The organism is Rhizobium sp. 1399 (assembly GCF_031455475.1).
Classification (GTDB): Bacteria; Pseudomonadota; Alphaproteobacteria; order Rhizobiales; family Rhizobiaceae; genus Rhizobium.
This window is the reverse complement of record NZ_JAVDSU010000001.1, coordinates 89,541-108,027: the sequence shown is the minus strand read 5'-3', so window position 1 is coordinate 108,027 and position 18,487 is coordinate 89,541. Positions and strand designations below refer to the sequence as shown.

General features: G+C 61.6%; 20 protein-coding genes. 8 read left to right on the top strand and 12 right to left on the bottom strand.

All coding sequences use genetic code 11. From position 1 onward, the window contains the following. Nucleotides 1-116 precede the first annotated feature (116 nt). Both J2X71_RS00590 and J2X71_RS00585 read left to right on the top strand, forming a co-directional pair. Nucleotides 117-1,031, top strand: a complete 915-nt coding sequence (locus J2X71_RS00590) for a cytochrome c (RefSeq protein WP_310378011.1) — start codon at nt 117-119, stop codon at nt 1,029-1,031. 39 nt (nt 1,032-1,070) lie between these two features. Next, entirely contained in the window at nt 1,071-1,349 is a 279-nt protein-coding gene (locus J2X71_RS00585; protein WP_113323212.1) for a hypothetical protein, read from the top strand. Between the two features lie 19 nt (nt 1,350-1,368). Here J2X71_RS00585 and J2X71_RS00580 read toward each other — a convergent pair whose 3' ends face one another. The 5 genes from J2X71_RS00580 to J2X71_RS00560 form a co-directional block, all read right to left on the bottom strand. Then, nucleotides 1,369-1,947, bottom strand: a complete 579-nt coding sequence (locus J2X71_RS00580; RefSeq protein ID WP_113323213.1) for a type 1 glutamine amidotransferase family protein — start codon at nt 1,945-1,947, stop codon at nt 1,369-1,371. Nucleotides 1,948-1,987: 40 nt separating this feature from the next. Continuing rightward, the gene (locus J2X71_RS00575) at nt 1,988-2,482 is read right to left on the bottom strand and encodes a GNAT family N-acetyltransferase (RefSeq protein WP_310378008.1); all 495 of its coding nucleotides are present in this window, start codon (nt 2,480-2,482) and stop codon (nt 1,988-1,990) included. Nucleotides 2,483-2,687: 205 nt separating this feature from the next. Further along, nucleotides 2,688-3,233 carry a TlpA family protein disulfide reductase gene (locus tag J2X71_RS00570; protein WP_310378006.1) on the bottom strand — a complete coding sequence of 182 codons (546 nt, stop codon included), beginning with the start codon at nt 3,231-3,233 and terminating at the stop codon, nt 2,688-2,690. 151 nt (nt 3,234-3,384) lie between these two features. Then, nucleotides 3,385-4,101 (bottom strand): hypothetical protein, encoded by a 717-nt coding sequence (locus J2X71_RS00565; RefSeq protein WP_310378004.1) that lies wholly within the window; start codon nt 4,099-4,101, stop codon nt 3,385-3,387. Nucleotides 4,102-4,142: 41 nt separating this feature from the next. Continuing rightward, entirely contained in the window at nt 4,143-4,784 is a 642-nt protein-coding gene (locus tag J2X71_RS00560) for a MarR family winged helix-turn-helix transcriptional regulator (protein WP_310378001.1), read from the bottom strand. Between the two features lie 114 nt (nt 4,785-4,898). Here J2X71_RS00560 and dmeR point away from each other — a divergent pair, with 114 nt between their 5' ends. From dmeR to bla, 3 genes are all read left to right on the top strand, one after another. Next, nucleotides 4,899-5,171: a Ni(II)/Co(II)-sensing transcriptional repressor DmeR gene (gene dmeR, locus J2X71_RS00555; protein ID WP_007816163.1), complete on the top strand. Its 273-nt coding sequence runs from the start codon at nt 4,899-4,901 to the stop codon at nt 5,169-5,171. 23 nt (nt 5,172-5,194) lie between these two features. Then, a complete protein-coding gene (dmeF, locus tag J2X71_RS00550) occupies nt 5,195-6,154 on the top strand; it encodes a CDF family Co(II)/Ni(II) efflux transporter DmeF (RefSeq protein ID WP_310377995.1) in 960 nt (319 codons plus the stop codon). Nucleotides 6,155-6,225: 71 nt separating this feature from the next. Continuing rightward, nucleotides 6,226-7,110 carry a class A beta-lactamase gene (bla, locus tag J2X71_RS00545; RefSeq protein WP_310377993.1) on the top strand — a complete coding sequence of 295 codons (885 nt, stop codon included), beginning with the start codon at nt 6,226-6,228 and terminating at the stop codon, nt 7,108-7,110. A gap of 75 nt (nt 7,111-7,185) precedes the next feature. On the opposite strand, the gene J2X71_RS00540 is transcribed toward bla, so the two are convergent. Continuing rightward, nucleotides 7,186-7,428 carry a DUF1127 domain-containing protein gene (locus tag J2X71_RS00540; RefSeq protein ID WP_310377991.1) on the bottom strand — a complete coding sequence of 81 codons (243 nt, stop codon included), beginning with the start codon at nt 7,426-7,428 and terminating at the stop codon, nt 7,186-7,188. Between the two features lie 176 nt (nt 7,429-7,604). Between J2X71_RS00540 and J2X71_RS00535 the strand changes: the two genes are divergently transcribed. Next, nucleotides 7,605-9,617, top strand: a complete 2,013-nt coding sequence (locus J2X71_RS00535) for a BTAD domain-containing putative transcriptional regulator (protein ID WP_310377989.1) — start codon at nt 7,605-7,607, stop codon at nt 9,615-9,617. 49 nt (nt 9,618-9,666) lie between these two features. Here the strand turns inward: J2X71_RS00535 and J2X71_RS00530 are convergent, their stop codons facing one another. Next, nucleotides 9,667-10,131, bottom strand: a complete 465-nt coding sequence (locus J2X71_RS00530; protein ID WP_310377987.1) for a hypothetical protein — start codon at nt 10,129-10,131, stop codon at nt 9,667-9,669. Nucleotides 10,132-10,227: 96 nt separating this feature from the next. Next, entirely contained in the window at nt 10,228-11,118 is an 891-nt protein-coding gene (locus tag J2X71_RS00525) for a LysR family transcriptional regulator (protein ID WP_310377985.1), read from the bottom strand. Between the two features lie 127 nt (nt 11,119-11,245). Here J2X71_RS00525 and J2X71_RS00520 point away from each other — a divergent pair, with 127 nt between their 5' ends. Continuing rightward, a complete protein-coding gene (locus J2X71_RS00520; protein ID WP_113323237.1) occupies nt 11,246-11,929 on the top strand; it encodes a type 1 glutamine amidotransferase domain-containing protein in 684 nt (227 codons plus the stop codon). A gap of 45 nt (nt 11,930-11,974) precedes the next feature. Here the strand turns inward: J2X71_RS00520 and J2X71_RS00515 are convergent, their stop codons facing one another. The 3 genes from J2X71_RS00515 to J2X71_RS00505 form a co-directional block, all read right to left on the bottom strand. After that, on the bottom strand, nt 11,975-14,314 hold the full coding sequence (locus tag J2X71_RS00515; protein WP_310377981.1) for a glucose/quinate/shikimate family membrane-bound PQQ-dependent dehydrogenase: 2,340 nt from the start codon (nt 14,312-14,314) through the stop codon (nt 11,975-11,977). A 121-nt stretch (nt 14,315-14,435) separates the two neighbouring features. Continuing rightward, complete coding sequence (locus tag J2X71_RS00510) at nt 14,436-14,978, bottom strand: glutathione peroxidase (protein ID WP_310377979.1); 543 nt, start codon at nt 14,976-14,978, stop codon at nt 14,436-14,438. Nucleotides 14,979-15,010: 32 nt separating this feature from the next. Then, nucleotides 15,011-16,513 (bottom strand): protein adenylyltransferase SelO family protein, encoded by a 1,503-nt coding sequence (locus J2X71_RS00505; protein WP_310377977.1) that lies wholly within the window; start codon nt 16,511-16,513, stop codon nt 15,011-15,013. Nucleotides 16,514-16,774: 261 nt separating this feature from the next. Between J2X71_RS00505 and J2X71_RS00500 the strand changes: the two genes are divergently transcribed. Continuing rightward, a complete protein-coding gene (locus J2X71_RS00500) occupies nt 16,775-18,229 on the top strand; it encodes an MDR family MFS transporter (RefSeq protein WP_310377975.1) in 1,455 nt (484 codons plus the stop codon). 16 nt (nt 18,230-18,245) lie between these two features. On the opposite strand, the gene J2X71_RS00495 is transcribed toward J2X71_RS00500, so the two are convergent. Continuing rightward, on the bottom strand, nt 18,246-18,485 hold the full coding sequence (locus tag J2X71_RS00495; protein ID WP_310377973.1) for a hypothetical protein: 240 nt from the start codon (nt 18,483-18,485) through the stop codon (nt 18,246-18,248). Nucleotides 18,486-18,487 lie beyond the last annotated feature (2 nt).

The window sequence follows — 18,487 nt, the reverse complement described above, 5'->3', positions numbered from 1 at the left end:
GCGATCCGCATCGGCCCTTGCCGCCGGTGCGGATCGCCTTATTCTCCCCGGCAGCGGGGCCGGGGCCAGCTAACCCGGGAATGTCCCTTGATATCGACATTAAGGAGAGGCGGCGCATGGTCCGCAGGTTCATCCGCTTTGTGCTCTGTCTCATCGGCATCGTCGTGATCGGCGGCGCAGCCTTCTACTTTATCACCGCGCCCGATCCGCTGCCGGAAAGCCATTGGGCCAATCTCGGCGCGCCCGACGTTGCGAACGGCGAGAAAGTGTTCTGGGCCGGCGGCTGCGTCAGCTGTCATGCCGCGCCCGGTGCGAAAGACGATGCGAAGCTGACGCTGACCGGCGGTCTCGCCCTGACGAGCCCCTTCGGCACCTTCCATGTGCCCAACATTTCTCCGGATGAACAGGCCGGCATCGGCCGCTGGACGCTGGCCCAGTTCGGCAATGCCATGAAGCGCGGCGTCGGCGCCAATGGGCAGCATCTCTACCCGTCCTTCCCCTACGGCTCCTATACGCGCATGAGCGACAAGGACGTTAACGATCTCTTCGCCTATCTGAAAACGCTGCCGAAGAGCAGCAACGTCGCACCGCCACATGAACTGCCGTTCCCCTTCAACATCCGCCTGGCGCTCGGCGGCTGGAAACTCCTCTATTTCAACGACCAGCCGCGCGTCGTGCTCGCCAATGCCGAAGACAAGCTCAAGCGCGGCCAGTATCTGGTCGAGGGCCTCGGCCATTGCGGCGAATGCCACACCCCACGCGATTTCCTCGGCGGCTTCGTCCGCGATCAGTGGCTCGCCGGCGCGCCGAACCCGGAAGGCAAGGGCCGCATACCCGATATCACGCCGGGCTCGAAGAGCGTCGGCTCCTGGAGCGAGGCCGACATAACCAACTACCTGCAGACGGGCTTCACCCCGGATTTCGACTCCGCCGGTGGCCAGATGGTCGACGTGCAGCAGAACATCGCCCATCTGCCGCAGTCCGATATCGAAGCGATCGCAGCCTATTTGAAGGCCGTGCCGAGCAAGTAGCGTCTGCCTGGGGCAAGCGCCGCAAGCCACACTGCCACCATGAAGCACCCGACCCTTGAGGAAACAGACGCTGCGATTGCTCGCATGCAGGACCGGCTTGCCGCGCGCAATGCCGTTCTTGCGCGCTGGTTTTCCGACACACTTGCTGTCATGGAAGCAAAAATCGCGAGCCGCCTCGATGATCCCGGCGATCTGGCGCAGGCAAGGGCTGCGGCCTTTTTGTTCGTAAAGAGGGCGCTTCACCAATGGGCGAGCCGCCCGGTGCATGAGGTGGCGCCCGGAGACAGCCTCCCGAAAGAGGCTCGACGGCTCAAATGATTGGCATGCTTGCTAGCGCTCAGGCCGCCTTCGGCTGATGCTCCGCACCAAAGATCTGCACATAGGTGTCGAGCTCTTCGCTGCCGAAGCCGAGTGCCCGGTAGATCTCTGCCGTAAAGGTAATCGGCGCCGAACCCGGCGCAGTGACGATCATGCCGGAGCGAACTGCCTGTGGTCCCTCACGGTAATGCGCTTGGCCATGATAGCCCTCGGCGCCGGCGAGGAGATCGGGGGCGTTGCTGGTATGGGCAACCTGGTCGAGAGCACCGGCACGCGCCAACGCCAGCGTCCCGCCGCAGATCGCAGCGGTGAGCTTGCCGCGTGCGATGAAGTCGTTGATCACGGGCGAAAGGTCGGGCGTCTTTTCTGTCTCCCAGATGGTGCCGCCGCAGATGACCAGCGCATCGAAGGCGTCGCCATGCAGGTTCTCGGCTACCGCATCGGGTGCCACTCGCATGCCGCCCATGGAGCGCACTTCCGCGCCGCCGGGACTTGCCGTCACCACATCGAAACCGAAATGGGTGCGGGCGGAGGCAGCAAGCTGCCCCACTTCCCAGTCCGCGAAGCCTTCGGTCAGAACCACCGCCAGTCGGGTCATGCTTTCCTCCCTTGCAAGATGGCCGAGCGGCTGTAGCCACTTACGACAAAGCCTGCATATAGCGCATGCCGGTGACCGGGCGAGGGGTGAAATCCATCTGTTCGTAGAAACGGTGAGCCTTGAGATTGCCGGTTGCAGCGCTGACGGAGAGGTAATCGCAGCCCGCAATACGTGCCGTTTCGCGGGCGCGGTCGACGAGAAGCTGGCCTGTGCCATGGCCGCGATGGCCATCGCGTACGAAGAGGTGATGCAGATCCATGCCGCGCTTGCCCTCCTGCGCCCTGTAGAGTGGAACGAGGATGGCGTAGCCGATCAGCCCGTCGCTACCATCAGCGACGAGGGCCGAAATCCACGGCGTCGGGCCGAAGAGATCGCGTTCGAGCTGTGCAGGTGTGGAAGCCGAGATGTCGCCGTGATGGGCCGCAAGCAGGCCGATCATTTGGTGGAGTTCGGATATGTCGCGGGGTTTGGCGGCGCGGATCGTCACGACCGGCGGTCGCATGAGCGATATTTCGCTGTCTTCGATTTCAAGCATGGTCTTCGCGTCCTTTTTGAGTTTATGCCGCCAGGACGCTGCTGATACAACAAAGCCGCCTGACGGCGGCTTGTTGACATTATGATCTGTCTCGGCCGCCCTTTACAGGTACAGCCAAAAATACGAGCGGTTATGGTGCGCGTTCTTGATCATGCGACATACATTCTCCGAAACCGCCCGTTTGTCAATGGCAGATGCCGGCCAATCAGGCCGCACTGGCGGGTATGGTACAGACACCTGTCGTGCAGCCTTCAGCCTTATCACCGGGCGCCGCCGCTGGAATGGGTGCCGCCAGCGCCATGCCGATACGTGCGCCGAGAGCGATATCGTCTTCGACCCCGAAGGCATGATGCAGGATAGCACCATCGCGGCCGATCAGGACCGAGGAGGGCGTTCCCCTGAAACCATAGCGGCGCATCGTCACCGGTATGTCGGAACGCCCGTCCGCCTGATCGACACCGATTGGCGAGGTCAGCCGATATTCATGAATGAAAGCCCTGAGCACGGTTGGTGTCATCGCTTCGTGATGCTCGAAGACCGTGTGCAAGCCGATGACTTGAAGATCCGTGTTGGCGAAGATGCGCTCGATGCGGCGCACTTGCGGCAGGCTTTCGGCCACGCAGCCGGGGCAGAGCAGCTGGAAGCTGTGCAGGTAAATCACCTTGCCACGCAATCCGGCGATGGAGAGCGGTTGCGGCGTGTTGAACCATTCGCTGACGGAAAGTTCCGGTGCAAGTGTCAGATCGGACATGTCGAAATCCTTGGTCGTTGGGCAGGCCTTCGCATCATCAGTTGCATCCGGGGCACAATGGGATAATCCTGCCTGGTGTTTCTCTTCTCTATTTGCCTGGAGAGAGGAAAGAGCCGGTCCGGCGATGGCAGTCGACGGACCGGCGACCCGCTCACTTTGCAGGCATGACCTTGCCCGGCAGGCTGAGATTGCCGGATGCGACCTTGAAGACATTGTCGACGCAGAGCAGCGGTGCATGCAGGTTGCCGTTGATCTTCAGCCCTGCCGTCACGCCGTCATAGGAGGCGCCGGTGATGCCGCCTAGCAGCGACAACGGGATGGCGACATCGACGCGATCGCCCTTGAGTACCGTCGGATAATCCGGACTGTCGATCAGCAGCGGAACACCCGGCCAGGTGGCGGGAAGCTTCGGCTTGGCGCCGTCAGGGATGTCGGTCACCTTCAGACCGCCGGCGCAGGCCTTGTCCTTATTGAGCACGACCCAATGCGGATGCCAGACGTCGCGGTTCTTGCCCTTGTAGGCAGCATCGTCGAAATCCGGATGGAAGGTGACGGCAAGTGCGACGATGCCCTGATCCTCGTCGAAGCCGATATCGCCGCTGTTGAGCGAGGTCGGCCAGACATAGGCATAGACGCCGGAGCCCTCGAACTTGCCAGTTGCCGCGGGCTTTTCAGCACCTGCCTCGCCGCGCACGCGGGTCGAGAACATCGCCTTGTCACCCTTGGTGACAATCTGCGTTTCGATGATGTCGAACGAGGCCTTCACGCTCTTCGACGGCTCGGCCGTGACGGGATGGGCCACGGCTGAGCCGAGCCAAAGCGATAGCGTTCCGGCGATGGCTGCGCCGGTGATAAACTGCCTTAACATTTTGAACTTCCTTCTCTTTCTAGGTTGCCTGGAGAGTGCGCCTATCCTTTTTCAAAGGCGTCCCAGGTGGCAGCCCGGGTTGCCGGATCGGCGGTTTCATGGTCACGGCAGTCGATGCGCAGTTCATTCCTGCCGAAGGCCGCGTTCACGAAATTGCAGTGGTGCGGTTTGGCAGCACCAGAATGCTGGTAGGGGCGGAAGTAGCGACAGCTCGTGCACATCCGCTGGATCGGTATGGCGTCTGCCTCCTGCAGATGCCGGATCATCTTGACGAGTGACAGCAGCAGGCTCTCCTGTTCGCTCGCGGAGAGCGAACGGGCGGCCTCCATCGCCGCCGTTTCGATCGGCGAAACGGAGCCGAGCGCTGCCGTTCCCTCGACCGTGATGCGGATCGCGGTGGCGCGCTTGTCGTCGGGAGCGCTCGCCTTGGCGACGAGCCCCTTGCGCTCCAGTGCCGCAATCGAATCCGTCCCCGTCGGCTGCGAGACGCCGAGATGCGCCGCAATCTCCTTCACCCGTGCGCCATTGCGACCGGCGAGAAATTCGAGGATCGCAAGCTGCGTCGGCTTCAGCCCGGCCTTTTCGGCCTTCGACCATTCGTCGCTGCGCATTGCGATCGCGATGCGCGACAGGCCTTCGCTGATGCGGTTGTCGATCGATGTGGGGTCTTTAGGCGTTTCCATGCACATAATATATAGGAGTCCTATGTAATTTCAAGGACAAGTGCGCTGTATTGCCGCTTTCGTTTTTCGGGAGGGTAATATAGGGTACCCCCCTATCCTACATTAGAGACTGCCATGTCCCATACGACCCATCAGAAGAAGAAACTCATCGCCCGTGTCAGTCGCATCCGTGGCCAGCTCGAGGCGGTCGAGCGCGCGCTGGAGGGCGAGCGTCCATGTGGCGAGATCCTCCAGCTTCTCGCCTCCGTGCGCGGCGCGCTGACGGGGCTGACGGGCGAGGTGCTGGACGACCATTTGCACGAACATGTGCTGCATGCCGCCGACGAGAAGGCGAGGGCGGAGGCAGTCGAAGAAATATCGGAAGTCTTGCGAACCTATATCCGCTGAGCCGGATCGATAAGGAGATGGCGATGAGTGCCGGAATGAATGCTTATGGACATGACCATGTCTTCCTGGGCCAGGACCATGCCCGGAACGAACGCCGTATCTGGCTGGTGATTGCGTTGACGGCGGTCATGATGGTCGTCGAAATCGGCGCCGGCACCATTTACGGCTCGATGGCCCTGGTGGCCGATGGCTGGCATATGTCCACCCATGCCAGCGCGTTGCTCATTTCTGCGCTCGCCTATCTCTTCGCCCGCAAGCAGGCCCGCAACCCGCGCTTCACCTTCGGCACCGGCAAGCTCGGCGATCTCGCAGGTTTTGCGAGTGCCATCATTCTGGCGATGATCGCGCTGCTGATGGGCTGGGAAAGTTTCCTGCGCATCACATCGCCCGTGCCGATCAGCTTCAGCCAGGCGATTGCCGTCGCCGTCATCGGCCTTGCCGTCAACCTCGTCAGTGCCTGGCTCCTCAGCGGTGGCGGCCACGACCACCACCATCACGGTCACGGGCATGATCACCATCACGATCATCATCATGCCCATGGCCATGATCACCATGGTCATGCGGATAACAATATCCGCTCCGCCTATATGCACGTCATCGCCGACGCGCTGACCTCGGTGCTCGCCATCGCCGCGCTCACCTTCGGTAGCCTTTATGGCTGGCTCTGGCTCGATCCTCTGATGGGCATTGTCGGCGCTCTCATCATTGCGCAATGGTCCTGGGGTCTGATGAAATCGTCCGGAGCTGTGCTGCTTGATGTGCTCTCCGAGGGTGAGACGCTGCCGGATGAGATCCGCGGCGCAATCGAAGGAGACGGCGACAGCATCACCGATCTGCATGTCTGGCAGGTCGGCCCCGGCCACCATGCCGCGATCGTCGCGGTGCTGACGCCGCAGCCGCGCGATACCGCCTTCTACAAGGAGAGGCTCGCGAGCCTGGACGAGTTGTCGCATGTGACGGTGGAGGTCACACGCGCTGCCTGATCCCGCCAAAAAGCCGAGATGCCGCCGCAATCGGGCCTTACGCCTGTGATCCTGATTCCCCGGAGGTCTTCATGAATCACAGCCTCACCCGCCGCAGCTTCATGGGCTCCGCTTTGCTGCTGCCTGCGCTGGGCTTTGCGCCCCGCGTGCACGCTGAGCAGCAGAATGACGATATCGACAAGCGGCTTGCAGCACTGGAAGCGCGCATTGGCGGGCGTCTCGGGGTCTCCGTTCTCGACAGCGACACGAATGTTTCCTTCGGCTATCGCGGCAGCGAGCCCTTCGCCATGTGCAGCACCTTCAAGGTTCTGGCCGCCGGCCTCGTTCTTGCCCGTGTCGACAAGGGCGATGAGAGCCTCGACCGGCGCGTCACTTACGGCAAGGACAAGCTCGTCACCTATTCCCCCGAGACTGAAAAGCATGCGGGCGGCGACGGCATGACGATGGCCGAGATCTGCAAGGCCGGCATTACACTGAGCGACAACACTGCCGGTAATCTGATGCTGGAAAGTTTCGGCGGCCCGGCTGCACTTACCGACTGGCTGCGCTCGATCGGCGACGGCACGACAAGACTCGACCGCATGGAAACCGCACTGAACGAGGCCGCGAAAGGCGATCCGCGCGACACCACGACGCCGGATGCAATGCTCGATTCACTCGGCAATATCGCTCTCGGCTCGGTTCTGGCAGAAACCTCTGCAAATCAGCTGGTCGACTGGATGATTGCAAACACGACCGGCGGCGCGCGCCTGCGCGCAGGCCTGCCCAGCGACTGGAAGATCGGCGACAAGACTGGAACAGGCGACAACGGTTCGGCCGGTGATATCGCCATCATCTGGCCGCCGAAGCGCGGCCCCATCGTCGCCGCCGTCTATATGGCGGAAACGACGGTCAAGATGGACGAATTCAATCCCGTCTTCGCCGAAATCGGTCGCATGATCGTCGAGATGGTCTGAAACGGGAAAGATCCGCCGTTCGGTGGGAGCTGAGCCGCCATTGCCTCGTCGCAGCAACGCAATGGAATTTGCCGATTACCGCATCGACATCAAGTTCGTCATCAGACCTGCTTTGATTTCCAGCACCGGGCGATTGATCTCTGGTTGACCGATATCTCTCAGCTGATCAGGCGTCAGGTCTGCCAGCACTTTCCGTCTCGCGACGGCCCTACGCCACTGCCTCACGGCAGCGGCCAACATTGTGATGCTGTTCACCGTGGACCCGGACACCTGTTTTATCGGCGCGCTGACGGCAGCTTGAGTTTCCGTGTGAGCCATTTCCCAGTCTCCTATTTGTGAGATGTGTGAGCGGGAATGTGCCATGCGGGTGTTTTCGGGCTGTTCGGCTGGGCGTGAACGGCCAAGAAAACTTCGACAAGCCGCCGCTAAATCGGTGTTAAATCCGTCTTCCCAAATGCTATTCTGCGGCGGCGATCCAAATCTGGAGACTTTCTGTGCGCATCAGGTTGCTAGGCGGCCTCGAAGTTACCTCTCTGGAGGACCGGCAAGTACGCTTTGCCACGCGCAAGACGTCGCTTCTTTTTGCTGCCCTGGTCCTTGCAGGCCGCCGCGGTTGTCGCAGGGAATTGCTTTCCGAAGCCTTCTGGCCGGGACGAAGCAATGAGCAGGCCCGCAATAGCTTGCGGCAGGCGCTGGTCGATATCAGGCGGGCGTTTCCGGCGAGCAGTGACGCCACTGTCTACGTCGATGGGGATCAGGAGACAGTCGTACTGATTGCCGGTTTGGACGAAGCCGACATTTCGATCTTCGACCGGAAGCTGGAGGCGGGCGGAACCGCTGATCTCGCCTTTGCTGCCGACCTCTACCGCGGTGAGGTACTTGCGGGCGAGTCCATTCCGGACGGGCTGGATGAGTGGTTCGGACCTTACCAGAGCACGTATCGGCGCAAGGCGCTGCAGCTTGTGGAGCGGTTGAGCCTCATGCTCTCCGATCCGGGCTCCGCGGAAGAGCCGGCCTGCGAAGGGCTCGCCGAGAGATTGCTCGCCTCGGACCCAACGGTGGAGGCCGCCCATCGGGCGCTGATGCGGATCCACATTCTCAGGGGGCATGAGAACGCAGCCATACGCCAGTTCGAGGCTTGCCGGGCTCTCGTGAAGAAGCATCTCGGCGCCGAACCCGAAGCAGAGACGTTCTCCCTGGCCGTCTCGCTGCAGTCGCGACAGCGACCCGAATATCAGTGGGCCGCACCGGGGCCTGAAGTCATCCCACAGACGCAGGTCGTCTCAACCCCGACAAAGCACCACGATCGGCCGTCGGTTGCGGTATTGCCATTTCAGAATTTGAGCGGCGATGCGGAGCAGGAATATTTTGCCGATGGCATCGTGGAGGATATCACGATCGCCCTCGCTCAATTCCGCCATCTCTACGTCATCGCGCGGAATTCGAGCTTCACCTACAAGGGGCAGGCCGTTGATATCAAGCAGGTCGGGCGCGAGTTGAACGTGCGCTATGTGGTCGAGGGAAGTGTGCGCCGGACGAGTAACCGGCTTCGTATTGCCGGACAGCTCATCGACACGTCGACGGGTGCGCACCTTTGGGCAGACCGTTTTGATGGAACGCTGGCAAATATATTCGATCTTCAGGATCAGGTGGCATCGAGTATCGTCGGCGCAATAACGCCAAAAGTGGAGGAGGCGGAGATCGAGCGCGCCAAACGCAAGCCGACGGAGAGCCTTGACGCTTATGACTATTATCTGCGCGGGCTGGCGGCCTTCGACCGGACGATCACCAACAGATCGGTCATCGACGAGGCCTTGCGGTTGTTCATGAAGGCGATTGAGCGCGACCCGGAGTTCGCCATAGCCTATGCCCGGGCGGCGCGATGCTACGCGACCCGAAAGAGCAATGGCTGGATGGCCAATCCCGCCGAGGAGATTGCCGAAGCGACCCGACTGGCGAGAAGAGCGGTCGAACTCGGCTGGGACGATGCGGTTGCGCTCTCCTATGGTGGATATGTCCTCGGCTATGTCGGCGGCGACCTTGATGATAGCGCGGCCTGTATCGATCGCGCGCTCTTCCTCAACCCGAATCTCGCTGCGGCCTTGGGCGTCAGCAGCTGGGTGAAAGCCTGCCTTGGCGAGCCGGACAAGGCTGTCGAACACGCAGCCCTCGCCATGCGCCTGAGCCCTTTGGACCCGCGCCTGTTTGCCTGGCAGTTCAACACCGGGCTGGCTCATTTCTGCGCCGGACATTACGAAGATGCCGCCGTCTGGGCGGCAAGATCGTTACGCCACCAGCCGAACTATCCGAGCGCGATGCGCGTGATGGCGGCGGGTCAAGTCATGAGCGGGCGGAGTGCGGAGGCGGAGGGAACGATCGCTCGACTGTGCCAGTTGGATCCTGCGCTCCGGCTTTCGAACCTTGCCGATATCCTGCCACCGTTCCGGCGATCGGACGACCGTAACCGATATATCGAGGCTCTTCGAATGGCGGGGTTGCCGGAGTAGAAATGAGGCGAAGAGTGCTCTCCTCCGCATCTCGGTTGATGCTCCAGCCTCAGGCGGCGGGAAGGTCCTCTGTCGTCTCGGTCCCGTCATTCTCAATGCCGGCGAGCTCGCGCTTGATCTGCTCGGCGATTTCCTTCTCGATCGCCGCGCGCTCGTCGGCGGGCATCGCCTTCAGATCGTCTTCGGTGAGATTATGGGCTGCCAGATAGCGGGCGCGGATGAATTCTTCCGGCGTCATGCTGCTCCAGTCGGAGAATTTGTCGACCAGGCTCTTATGTGCTGCCTTGGCTTCCATTTCTGCATCAGAGGGTTGGTTGATATAGGTCTCGTTGCCGGCCTGCACCGCCCACATCGTATTGGCGATGGACGGCGGGGTGGTGCTCGGCTGCAGGCCGGCGCCGGACTGGTTGCGCGTGCTGCCGCCAAATTCCTCGGTCTGCTTGTTCTTGGATTTGCCCTGCTCGAAGAGCGAGCCGAGGCCAGAGTAAATTGAGAGGTTGCTACCGATTTCCATGAAAAATCCCCCTGAAAAACCGGCTGCACCATTCTCCCCGGAGCCTGTCTGAGGCTTGCGTCTCTACCAGAGGGCGAGCAAATCTTTGGCCGCCGCTTAATCCAGCAGGAAATCGATCATCGTCCTCGTCGCGGCCGAGAGACGGCGATGCGGCGCGTAGACCAGCGAAAAAGGGCGCGAGCGCCCGCTGATGTCAGGGAGAATCTCGATCAGGCTGCCGCGATCGATCCTGTCGCGAACGATGAAGTCGTAGCTCTGGCAGATGCCCATGCCGGCTTCGGCCAGTGATACGACGCCCAGCACATCGTCGTGGATCTCGATCGTCCCCTCCGGCGTCCAGTCCGTCTCCGCGCCATCGATTCGAAACAGCCATGGCGCCGGCCTGCCGGTGCTCGGCATGAAAAACGGCAGGCATCTGTAGCCTGCCAGGTCTTCGATCGTCCGGGGCGTGCCCGTGCGCTTGAGATAATCAGGCGAAGCGACGAGCCGCAGCGGCGCGTCTTCCAGCTTACGGCCGACAAGCCCGCTGTCCGGCAGCGGCCCGAGGCGGATTGCCAGATCGTAGCCTTCGGCGACCAGATCGACATTTCGGTTGGTGATGCTGACTTCGACATGCACATGCGGATGGGCAGCACAGAAGCGCGTCAGTTTCTCCGGAAGCCGGAAATGGCCATAGGTGGTGGAAACGCTGAGACGAACGCGGCCGCTAAGCGCTCCGTCCTGTCCCTGAATGGCGCGCTCGGCATCTTCGATCAGCGAGAAGGCCGCTCGCGTCTGCTCCAGATAAGCGCGGCCGGCCTCGGTGAGGCTGAGCCGCCGCGTCGTGCGCCGCATGAGCTGCGCACCAAGCCGCGTCTCCAGCCGCGTGATCGCCCGACTGAGCACCGAAGGCGTGGTGGCAAGAGCGATCGCGCCACCGCTGATCGAGCCTTTTTCCACCACGGTGACGAAGGCTTCCACATCGCCGAGATGATCGAAACGCCGCATGATTATAACCTCTTAAGAACAGATGATTTCCGCCGGTGCGGCTTTATCCTCTCTGAAGGAGATAATAAACCTTTGTCATCGAATGCATCACGGCTTTCGCAAGCCGATCAAACATCAGGAGAAAGCGATGACATCCGCAACAAAGCCCGTACTCTTCGTTCTGACCAGTCATGGCGTCAAAGGCGACAGCGGTCAGCCGACTGGCTTCTACCTCGGTGAAGTAACACACCCGCTGGCTGTCCTCGATGCGGCCGGCATCAAGGTCGAGTTTGCCTCGATCGAGGGCGGGGAACCGCCGGTCGATGGCCTCGATCTCGAGGATGCGACGAATGCCCGTTACTGGAACGACGAGACATTCCGCCATGCGATCCGCGGCACGGCAAAGCTCGCTGATATCGATCCTATCAACTATTCGGCGATCTTCTTTGCTGGCGGCCACGGCGCCATGTGGGATCTGCCGAAAAGCCCTGCTGTGCTTGACGTTACGCAGAAGATCTTCGAAACCGGCGGCATCGTCGCGGCGGTCTGCCACGGTCCGGCAGCGCTGGTAAACGTCAAGCTCAGCGACGGCAGCTATCTCGTTTCCGGACGCAACGTCAGCGCCTTCACGGATTCCGAGGAGCGGGCGGTCGGTCTCGACAAGACGGTTCCGTTCCTGCTCGCCAGCACGCTCATCGAACGCGGCGCCAGCCATCATCCGGCGCCGGATTGGAATGCCAAGGTCGTGGTTGATGGCAGGCTCGTTACGGGCCAGAACCCGCAATCTGCTACCGGTGTCGGCGAGGCGATCCGCGATCTGCTCACCGCCTGACAGTTGCCAGAGCACCGGCCCGATATCAGCGGGCCGGTCCAGTCGTTATGGCAGCGTGTAGGCGATCACATAATCGCCCGGCTTGGTGCCAACAGAACCATGCCCGCCGGCGACCATGACGACATATTGCTTGTTGTCATCGGTCGTATAGGTCATCGGCGTTGCCTGTCCGCCGGCCGGAAGACGGGCTTCCCAGAGCTGGTGTCCGTTCGTCACGTCATAGGCGCGCAGATAGTTGTCGACGGCAGCACCCAGGAAGGCGACGCCGCCCTTGGTCACCATCGGCCCGCCGATGCCGGGCACGCCAACCTTGAAGGGAAGGGGCAGCGGCGTCATGTCGTGCACCGTGCCATTCTTGTGCATATAGGCGATGCGACCGGTGCGGAGATCCACGCCGGCGACATAGCCCCACGGCGGCGCCTGGCAGGGGATCTGCAGCGGGCCGAGGAACGGACCCATGAACACGCCGTAGGGCGCACCGTCATTGCGATTGAGGCCTTGTTCGCTTCCCTTCTCATCCTGCCCGCGCGGCGGAATATCGGCCGCCGGCACCAGGCGCGAGGTGAAGGCGAGGTAGGTCGGCATGCCGAACATCACCTGCCGCTCGGGATCGACGGCGACCGAGCCCCAGTTGAAGGTGCCGAAATTGCCGGGATAAATGATAGTCCCCTGCAGCGACGGCGGCGTGTAGCGGCCCTCATATTTGTAGCGGTGGAATTCGATGCGGCAGGCAAGCTGGTCGAACAGCGAGACACCCCACATATCCTTTTCCTGCAATGGCTCCGGGGAGAAGGTGAGATCGGAGATTGGCTGCGTCGGCGCCGTGTGATCCTCCGGGATGGCGCCATCAGGCGCCGGGATTTCCTTGAAGGGAATGATCGGCTGGCCGGTGCGCCGGTCGAGCACGTAGATATCACCCTGCTTGGTGGATGCCACCAGCGCCGGCACCGCCGTTCCGTCCTGTTTCGTCAGATCAAGCAGCACCGGTTGGGCAGGGACGTCCATGTCCCAGAGATCGTGGTGGACGAATTGCTGCACCCAGCGTAGCTGGCCCGTATTGATGTCGAGCGCCACGACCGAGGAGGAGAACTTCTCGACATCGGCGCTGCGGTTCATGCCGAGCTGGTCCGGCACCTGATTGCCGAGCGGGATATAGACCATGCCGAGCTGGTCATCGACGCTGAAGACCGACCAGCTGTTCGGTGAATTCGTCGTGTAATGCTGCCCCTCCGGCAGCGGCGTCGTCTGGTCCGGATTGCCGGAATCCCAGTTCCAGATCAGCGCGCCGCTGTTGATGTCATAGGCGCGAATGACGCCGGACTGTTCCTGCGTCGAATAATTATCGTTGACCGCCCCGCCGATGATGATCTTGCCCGCAACAGCGACTGGCGGCGAGGTGGAGTAATAATAACCGGCCGGATTATACTGCATGCCGGCCTGTAGCTGCAGCACGCCCTGTTCCGCAAAGCCCGTGCAGACCTGTCCGTTGATCGCATCGAGCGCGATCAGCCGCGCATCCGAAGTCGGCAGGTAGACGCGCTCCTTGCAGGGCTGGCCGGCCGGCGTGGCCTCATCGCTGTAATAGGTGACGCCACGGCAGGTCTGGTGCTGCCGGTCCGGGTTCATGCCGGAATTGGCGTCATATTTCCATTTCTGCTGGCCGGTCTTGGCATCAAGCGCGATCGCCCAATTGTGCGGCGTGCAGAGATAGAGCGTGTCGCCCACCTTCAGTGGCGTCACTTGATAGGTCGTTTCCCCGACATCGTCAGGCCGCTTAACGTCGCCGGTCTGGTAGCGCCAGGCCTCCTTGAGGGTGGAGACATTCTGCACGGTGATCTGGTCGAGCGGCGAATAGCGCTGGCCATAGGGCGTGCGGCCATATTGGTGCCATTCGCCATCGGGCACATTGCCGCCGAAGGCTGGCGTTGTGGCAACCGTCTGTATCGGCAGATCGCCCGCGAGATCATGCGGATCCGTCGTCATCGAGTAGCCAGCGACGATGATGGCAGCGATGACCGGAATGGCGAGCGGCCAGGGATTGGCGCCGTAATAGGTACCGGTCGGGCTGCGAAAGCCGAGCGGCCGGCGGATCCAGGGCGTCAGCAGCCAGATCCCGAAGAGGATGATGAGGCCGCCGCGGGGACCAAGCTGCCACCAGTCGAACCCCACCTCCCAGATCGCCCAGGCGAGTGCAACGACCACGAGCACCGCATAGACCCAGAGCGCCACGGCCTTGCGCATGAGAAGCAGGCCTGCCGTCAGCAGGAACATCAGCCCCGCGAAGAGATAGAAGATGCTGCCGCCGAGCGTGACGAGCCAAAGCCCGCCGGTGCCCAGCGCCAGTCCAAAAATGATGAAGAGGATGGAGGTAATGACGATTGCCATAAGGCAGTCTCCCGCTGGTTAGCCGGATCGGAGAATGGCGAAAAATATACGCCGATCAGACAGATAGAGCGGGAGGCTTACCTTTCAACCGCCACAATTGGCAGCGGTTGCGGTCGCGGTGTCAGGCTTTTGCAAGCTCGCGGTCGATCGCCGAGACGAGGCGGTTATCGGCAGCCGTCACGTCGGGGGCGAAACGGGCAACGACCTTGCCGTTGCGGCCGACGAGGAATTTTTCGAAGTTCCAGAGGATCTCGTTGTCGTCGGAGGCGAGACCGGCGCCCTTCAGCCGTTCGCGCATCGGTCCTTCCCCAGTCGTTTCCACGGTGGAGCTTGTCAGGTTCTTATAGAGCGGATGTTTGTCCGGCCCCTTGACGGAAATCTTGGAGTATATCGGGAAATCGACGCCGAAAGTGCTGGTGCAGAAGTCGAGGATTTCCGCGTCCGTCCCCGGTTCCTGGCCCTTGAAGTCATTGGCCGGGAAGCCGGCGATGACGAAGCCTCTCTCGCGCTTGTCGGCATAGAGCTTTTCAAGCCCTTCGTACTGCACCGTCAGGCCGCATTTGGAGGCGACGTTGACGATGAGCAGCACCTGGCCGCGATATTCGTTGAGCGTCGTCTCGCGCCCCTGAACGGTCTTGACCGGAATGTCGAGAAGGTCGGTCATCACTGTCTCCAGTTAATATGGGTTGTCTGAAATCAGGTTCCGCAGAAGGTCTGTAGCACCCGCTCTTCGGGCTTCGGCGGGTCCATATAGGCCGCAAATGCTGGCTGCTCGTCATAGGGGTGCGAAAGCACTGATAGAAGAGCCTCGAAAAGCGAGAAATCGCCGTCCTGAACGGCCGCCTCGATCGCCTGCTCGACCCGATGGTTGCGCGGAATAAAGGCCGGGTTGACCTGCTTCATCGCGGCAGCCCGATCACTGGGCGTCTGCGAATCGCGCGAAAGCCGTTCGCGCCAGCGCGTCAGCCATTCGGCAGTGGCAGTCGGCTCCCGGAAACTCGAGGCGAAGACAGCCTCCGCCGTCTCATCGCCTGCCAGGATTGAAAGCCGCCGGAAGGTCAACGTGAAATCCGCGTTCTCAGCCTGCATCAGCGCCAGTAACGACTGGATCAGTTCCAGATCGCCATCCTCAGCTGCGCTCAGGCCAATTTTGCCGCGCATGCCCTGGAGCCAGAAGGCGTGGAAGCGCTCGCCATAGGCCTTGATGATGGCATTGGCATGCTCGATCGCCTTGTCCTTGTCGGCATCGATCAGCGGCAGCAGCGCTTCGCCGAGCCGTGCCAGGTTCCATTGCCCGATACCCGGCTGATTGGCATAGGCGTAGCGCCCATGCTGGTCGATCGACGAGAAGACTTTCATCGGATCATAGATATCCATGAAGGCGCAGGGACCGAAATCGATCGTCTCGCCCGAGATCGTCATATTGTCGGTGTTCATCACTCCATGGATGAAGCCGACCTGCAGCCAGCGGGCGATCAGCTCCGCCTGCCGGTCGCAGACAGATTCGTAAAGCGCGAGATAAGGATTATCCGCCGCCTTCAGCTCGGGATAGTGCCGTTCGATGACATGATCGGCGAGCGCCTTGATGCCATCCTCGTCACCACCAGCGGCAAGATACTGGAAGGTGCCGACGCGGATATGGCTTGCCGCGACGCGCGTAAAGACGGCGCCTGGCAATATCTCCTCACGCCGCACGCCTTCGCCTGTCAGCACCGCGGCAAGCGCTCGCGTGGCGGGAACGCCGAGCGCAAACATCGCCTCGCTGATGATATATTCGCGCAAGACTGGGCCAAGCGCCGCCCGCCCGTCACCACGGCGGGAAAAGGGCGTCTGTCCTGCACCCTTGAGCTGAATGTCGCGGCGCTGGCCGCTACGGTCGATCACCTCGCCGAGCAGGATCGCACGTCCGTCGCCGAGCAGCGGCACGAAGTGACCGAACTGGTGGCCGGCATAGGCCATCGCCAGCGGTTCGGCGCCTTCGGGCACGAGATTGCCGGAAAAGATCGCAGCGCCATCGCGCTTCAAAATATCGACATCGAGCCCCAGTTCTTCCGCGAGCGGCTCGTTGAGCTTGATCAGCCAGGGCTCCGCTACCTGTGTCGGCACTTGCGTGGCGAAGAAGCGCTGCGGCAACCGCACATAGCTGTTGTCGAAGCCGAAGGCCGTATCCGGCCGTTTTTTCTGCAGGGCGGAGGTCATGACTAATAGGTAGGGCCGCAGGTGCGGTCACGCAAGCCGATTTTGGCCCCGAAACCATTCCCTTCACGAAGGGCAAAAAAGTGCAAGGAATGGTGATCTGCCTTTACCTCTCGGCAAAGCAGATGTGCCATAAAAGACATAGCGCCGCCATGATTGCAGGCGTATAGCAAAATCATCTCCTCTTGGCAGTTTTGCCATGTCATCCCCCGCGGCCCTGTCGCCCCGTGTGCTCCGCTGCGCCTTTGCGAGTGATCCCTGACGATGTCGGATCAGATTTATCATGCGCCGATGGTTCGGCGCGCAGCACCCAATTTCCGGGTGATCGCGATGATTGTCGCGAGTGCCATGCTCATGGAAAATGTCGACGCAACCGTGCTGGCGACCGCACTGCCGACGATGGCGCGCGATTTCGGCGTCGACGCCCCGGCCATGTCGATCGCCCTGACCTCCTATCTGCTCAGTCTGGCGATCTTCATTCCCGCCAGCGGCCGCATGGCAGACAGTTTCGGTTCGCGCACCGTCTTCCGCTCTGCGATCGCCGTTTTCGTGATCGGCTCCATCCTCTGTGCCTTCGCGCCGACCTTGCCGTTCCTCGTGCTCGCCCGCCTGCTGCAGGGCATCGGCGGCGCCATGATGATGCCCGTCGGCCGTCTGGTGCTGATGCGCAGCGTCGACCGCAAGGATATGGTCAGCGCCATGTCCTGGCTTTTGGTGCCGGCGCTGATCGGCCCGATCGTCGGCCCGCCGCTCGGCGGCTTCATCGTCACCTATCTCGACTGGCGCTGGATCTTCTACATCAACGTGCCGATCGGCATCATCGGCATGATCTTCGTTTCGATCTTTATCGACGAGGTGAAGGGCAAGGCCGCCGGCCCCTTCGATACGCTCGGCTTCATCCTATCGGGTATCTCGCTCGGCTCGATGCTTTTCGGCTTCGAATTGTCGAGCCACGAAGGGCAGGGCTCGTTCTCGATCTTCCTGATTGCCATCGGCCTGCTCTTCGGCATTGCTTATCTGCGCCATGCCCGCAGGCATCCGGCCCCGATCATGGATTTCTCGCTGATGAAGGTGCCGAGCTTCGGCACCTCGGTCATAGCCGGTTCGCTGACGCGCATCACGCAGGGCGCACAGCCCTTCCTGCTGCCGCTGCTCTTCCAGATCGGCTTCGGCCTTTCGGCAGCTGCCGCCGGCCAGATCGTCATTTCCACGGCACTCGGTGCGTTGTTCATGAAGCCTCTGGCAAAGGCCGTCTTCCGCCGCGTCGGTTTCCGCCGAAGCCTTATTATCAACGGCATTCTCGGCACGATCGGTTATGGTCTCTGCGCCGCCTTCCGGCCGGACTGGCCGATGCCGCTGATCTTCATCGCGCTGGTGCTCAGCGCCTTCTTCATGTCGTTCCAGTTCACAGCCTATAACACCATCGCCTATGATGAGATCAGCCAGGATCGGATGAGCTCGGCAACGAGCTTCTACACCACCTTCCAGCAGCTGATGCTCTCGCTCGGCATCTGCATCGGTGCACTGGCGCTGCATGCCTCCATGGCCTTCAACGGTGTCGAAACGCCCGAGCTTGGTGATTTCTCCACCGCCTTCATCGTGGTTGCGATCATTTCGATTAGCGCCACCATCTGGAACCTGCGCTTCTCACCGACCGCAGGCGAAGAGATCAGCGGCTATAAGGCCAAGCAGACGAAAGGCGCCGCAGCCGGAAGCTGAGGCGCCTTCCTCTTCGTTAGAGGCCGATAGGCTCCCGCAATCGCCGGCGCCACAATGGACGCCCCTTGCGTTGGTCCGCCTGAAGCCCGTAGGCCATGCGGCTGTCGAGGTCCTCGAAAGCTGCAAGATCCATATCCTGCAATGCCACCTCCACAATCGCCTCCGGTCCGGCTTGCGTCTGCCGCCCTGTGATCGCAAACCACAGATCACGCCAGCTGCGCTGGCGCGTCATTGCCCCCACCATCGTCACAATCATGC

Coding starts and splice junctions, on each gene's coding strand:
- J2X71_RS00510 (WP_310377979.1), bottom strand. CDS start 14,978: ATGACCGACCTTCTCGACATTCCGGTCAAGACCGTTCAGGGGCGCGAG.
- J2X71_RS00500 (WP_310377975.1), top strand. CDS start 16,775: ATGTCGGATCAGATTTATCATGCGCCGATGGTTCGGCGCGCAGCACCC.
- J2X71_RS00580 (WP_113323213.1), bottom strand. CDS start 1,947: ATGACCCGACTGGCGGTGGTTCTGACCGAAGGCTTCGCGGACTGGGAA.
- dmeR (WP_007816163.1), top strand. CDS start 4,899: ATGTCCCATACGACCCATCAGAAGAAGAAACTCATCGCCCGTGTCAGT.
- J2X71_RS00515 (WP_310377981.1), bottom strand. CDS start 14,314: ATGGCAATCGTCATTACCTCCATCCTCTTCATCATTTTTGGACTGGCG.
- J2X71_RS00560 (WP_310378001.1), bottom strand. CDS start 4,784: ATGGAAACGCCTAAAGACCCCACATCGATCGACAACCGCATCAGCGAA.
- J2X71_RS00590 (WP_310378011.1), top strand. CDS start 117: ATGGTCCGCAGGTTCATCCGCTTTGTGCTCTGTCTCATCGGCATCGTC.
- J2X71_RS00565 (WP_310378004.1), bottom strand. CDS start 4,101: ATGTTAAGGCAGTTTATCACCGGCGCAGCCATCGCCGGAACGCTATCG.
- J2X71_RS00530 (WP_310377987.1), bottom strand. CDS start 10,131: ATGGAAATCGGTAGCAACCTCTCAATTTACTCTGGCCTCGGCTCGCTC.
- J2X71_RS00570 (WP_310378006.1), bottom strand. CDS start 3,233: ATGTCCGATCTGACACTTGCACCGGAACTTTCCGTCAGCGAATGGTTC.
- J2X71_RS00585 (WP_113323212.1), top strand. CDS start 1,071: ATGAAGCACCCGACCCTTGAGGAAACAGACGCTGCGATTGCTCGCATG.
- J2X71_RS00505 (WP_310377977.1), bottom strand. CDS start 16,513: ATGACCTCCGCCCTGCAGAAAAAACGGCCGGATACGGCCTTCGGCTTC.
- J2X71_RS00495 (WP_310377973.1), bottom strand. CDS start 18,485: ATGATTGTGACGATGGTGGGGGCAATGACGCGCCAGCGCAGCTGGCGT.
- J2X71_RS00525 (WP_310377985.1), bottom strand. CDS start 11,118: ATGCGGCGTTTCGATCATCTCGGCGATGTGGAAGCCTTCGTCACCGTG.
- J2X71_RS00540 (WP_310377991.1), bottom strand. CDS start 7,428: ATGGCTCACACGGAAACTCAAGCTGCCGTCAGCGCGCCGATAAAACAG.
- J2X71_RS00575 (WP_310378008.1), bottom strand. CDS start 2,482: ATGCTTGAAATCGAAGACAGCGAAATATCGCTCATGCGACCGCCGGTC.
- bla (WP_310377993.1), top strand. CDS start 6,226: ATGAATCACAGCCTCACCCGCCGCAGCTTCATGGGCTCCGCTTTGCTG.
- dmeF (WP_310377995.1), top strand. CDS start 5,195: ATGAGTGCCGGAATGAATGCTTATGGACATGACCATGTCTTCCTGGGC.
- J2X71_RS00520 (WP_113323237.1), top strand. CDS start 11,246: ATGACATCCGCAACAAAGCCCGTACTCTTCGTTCTGACCAGTCATGGC.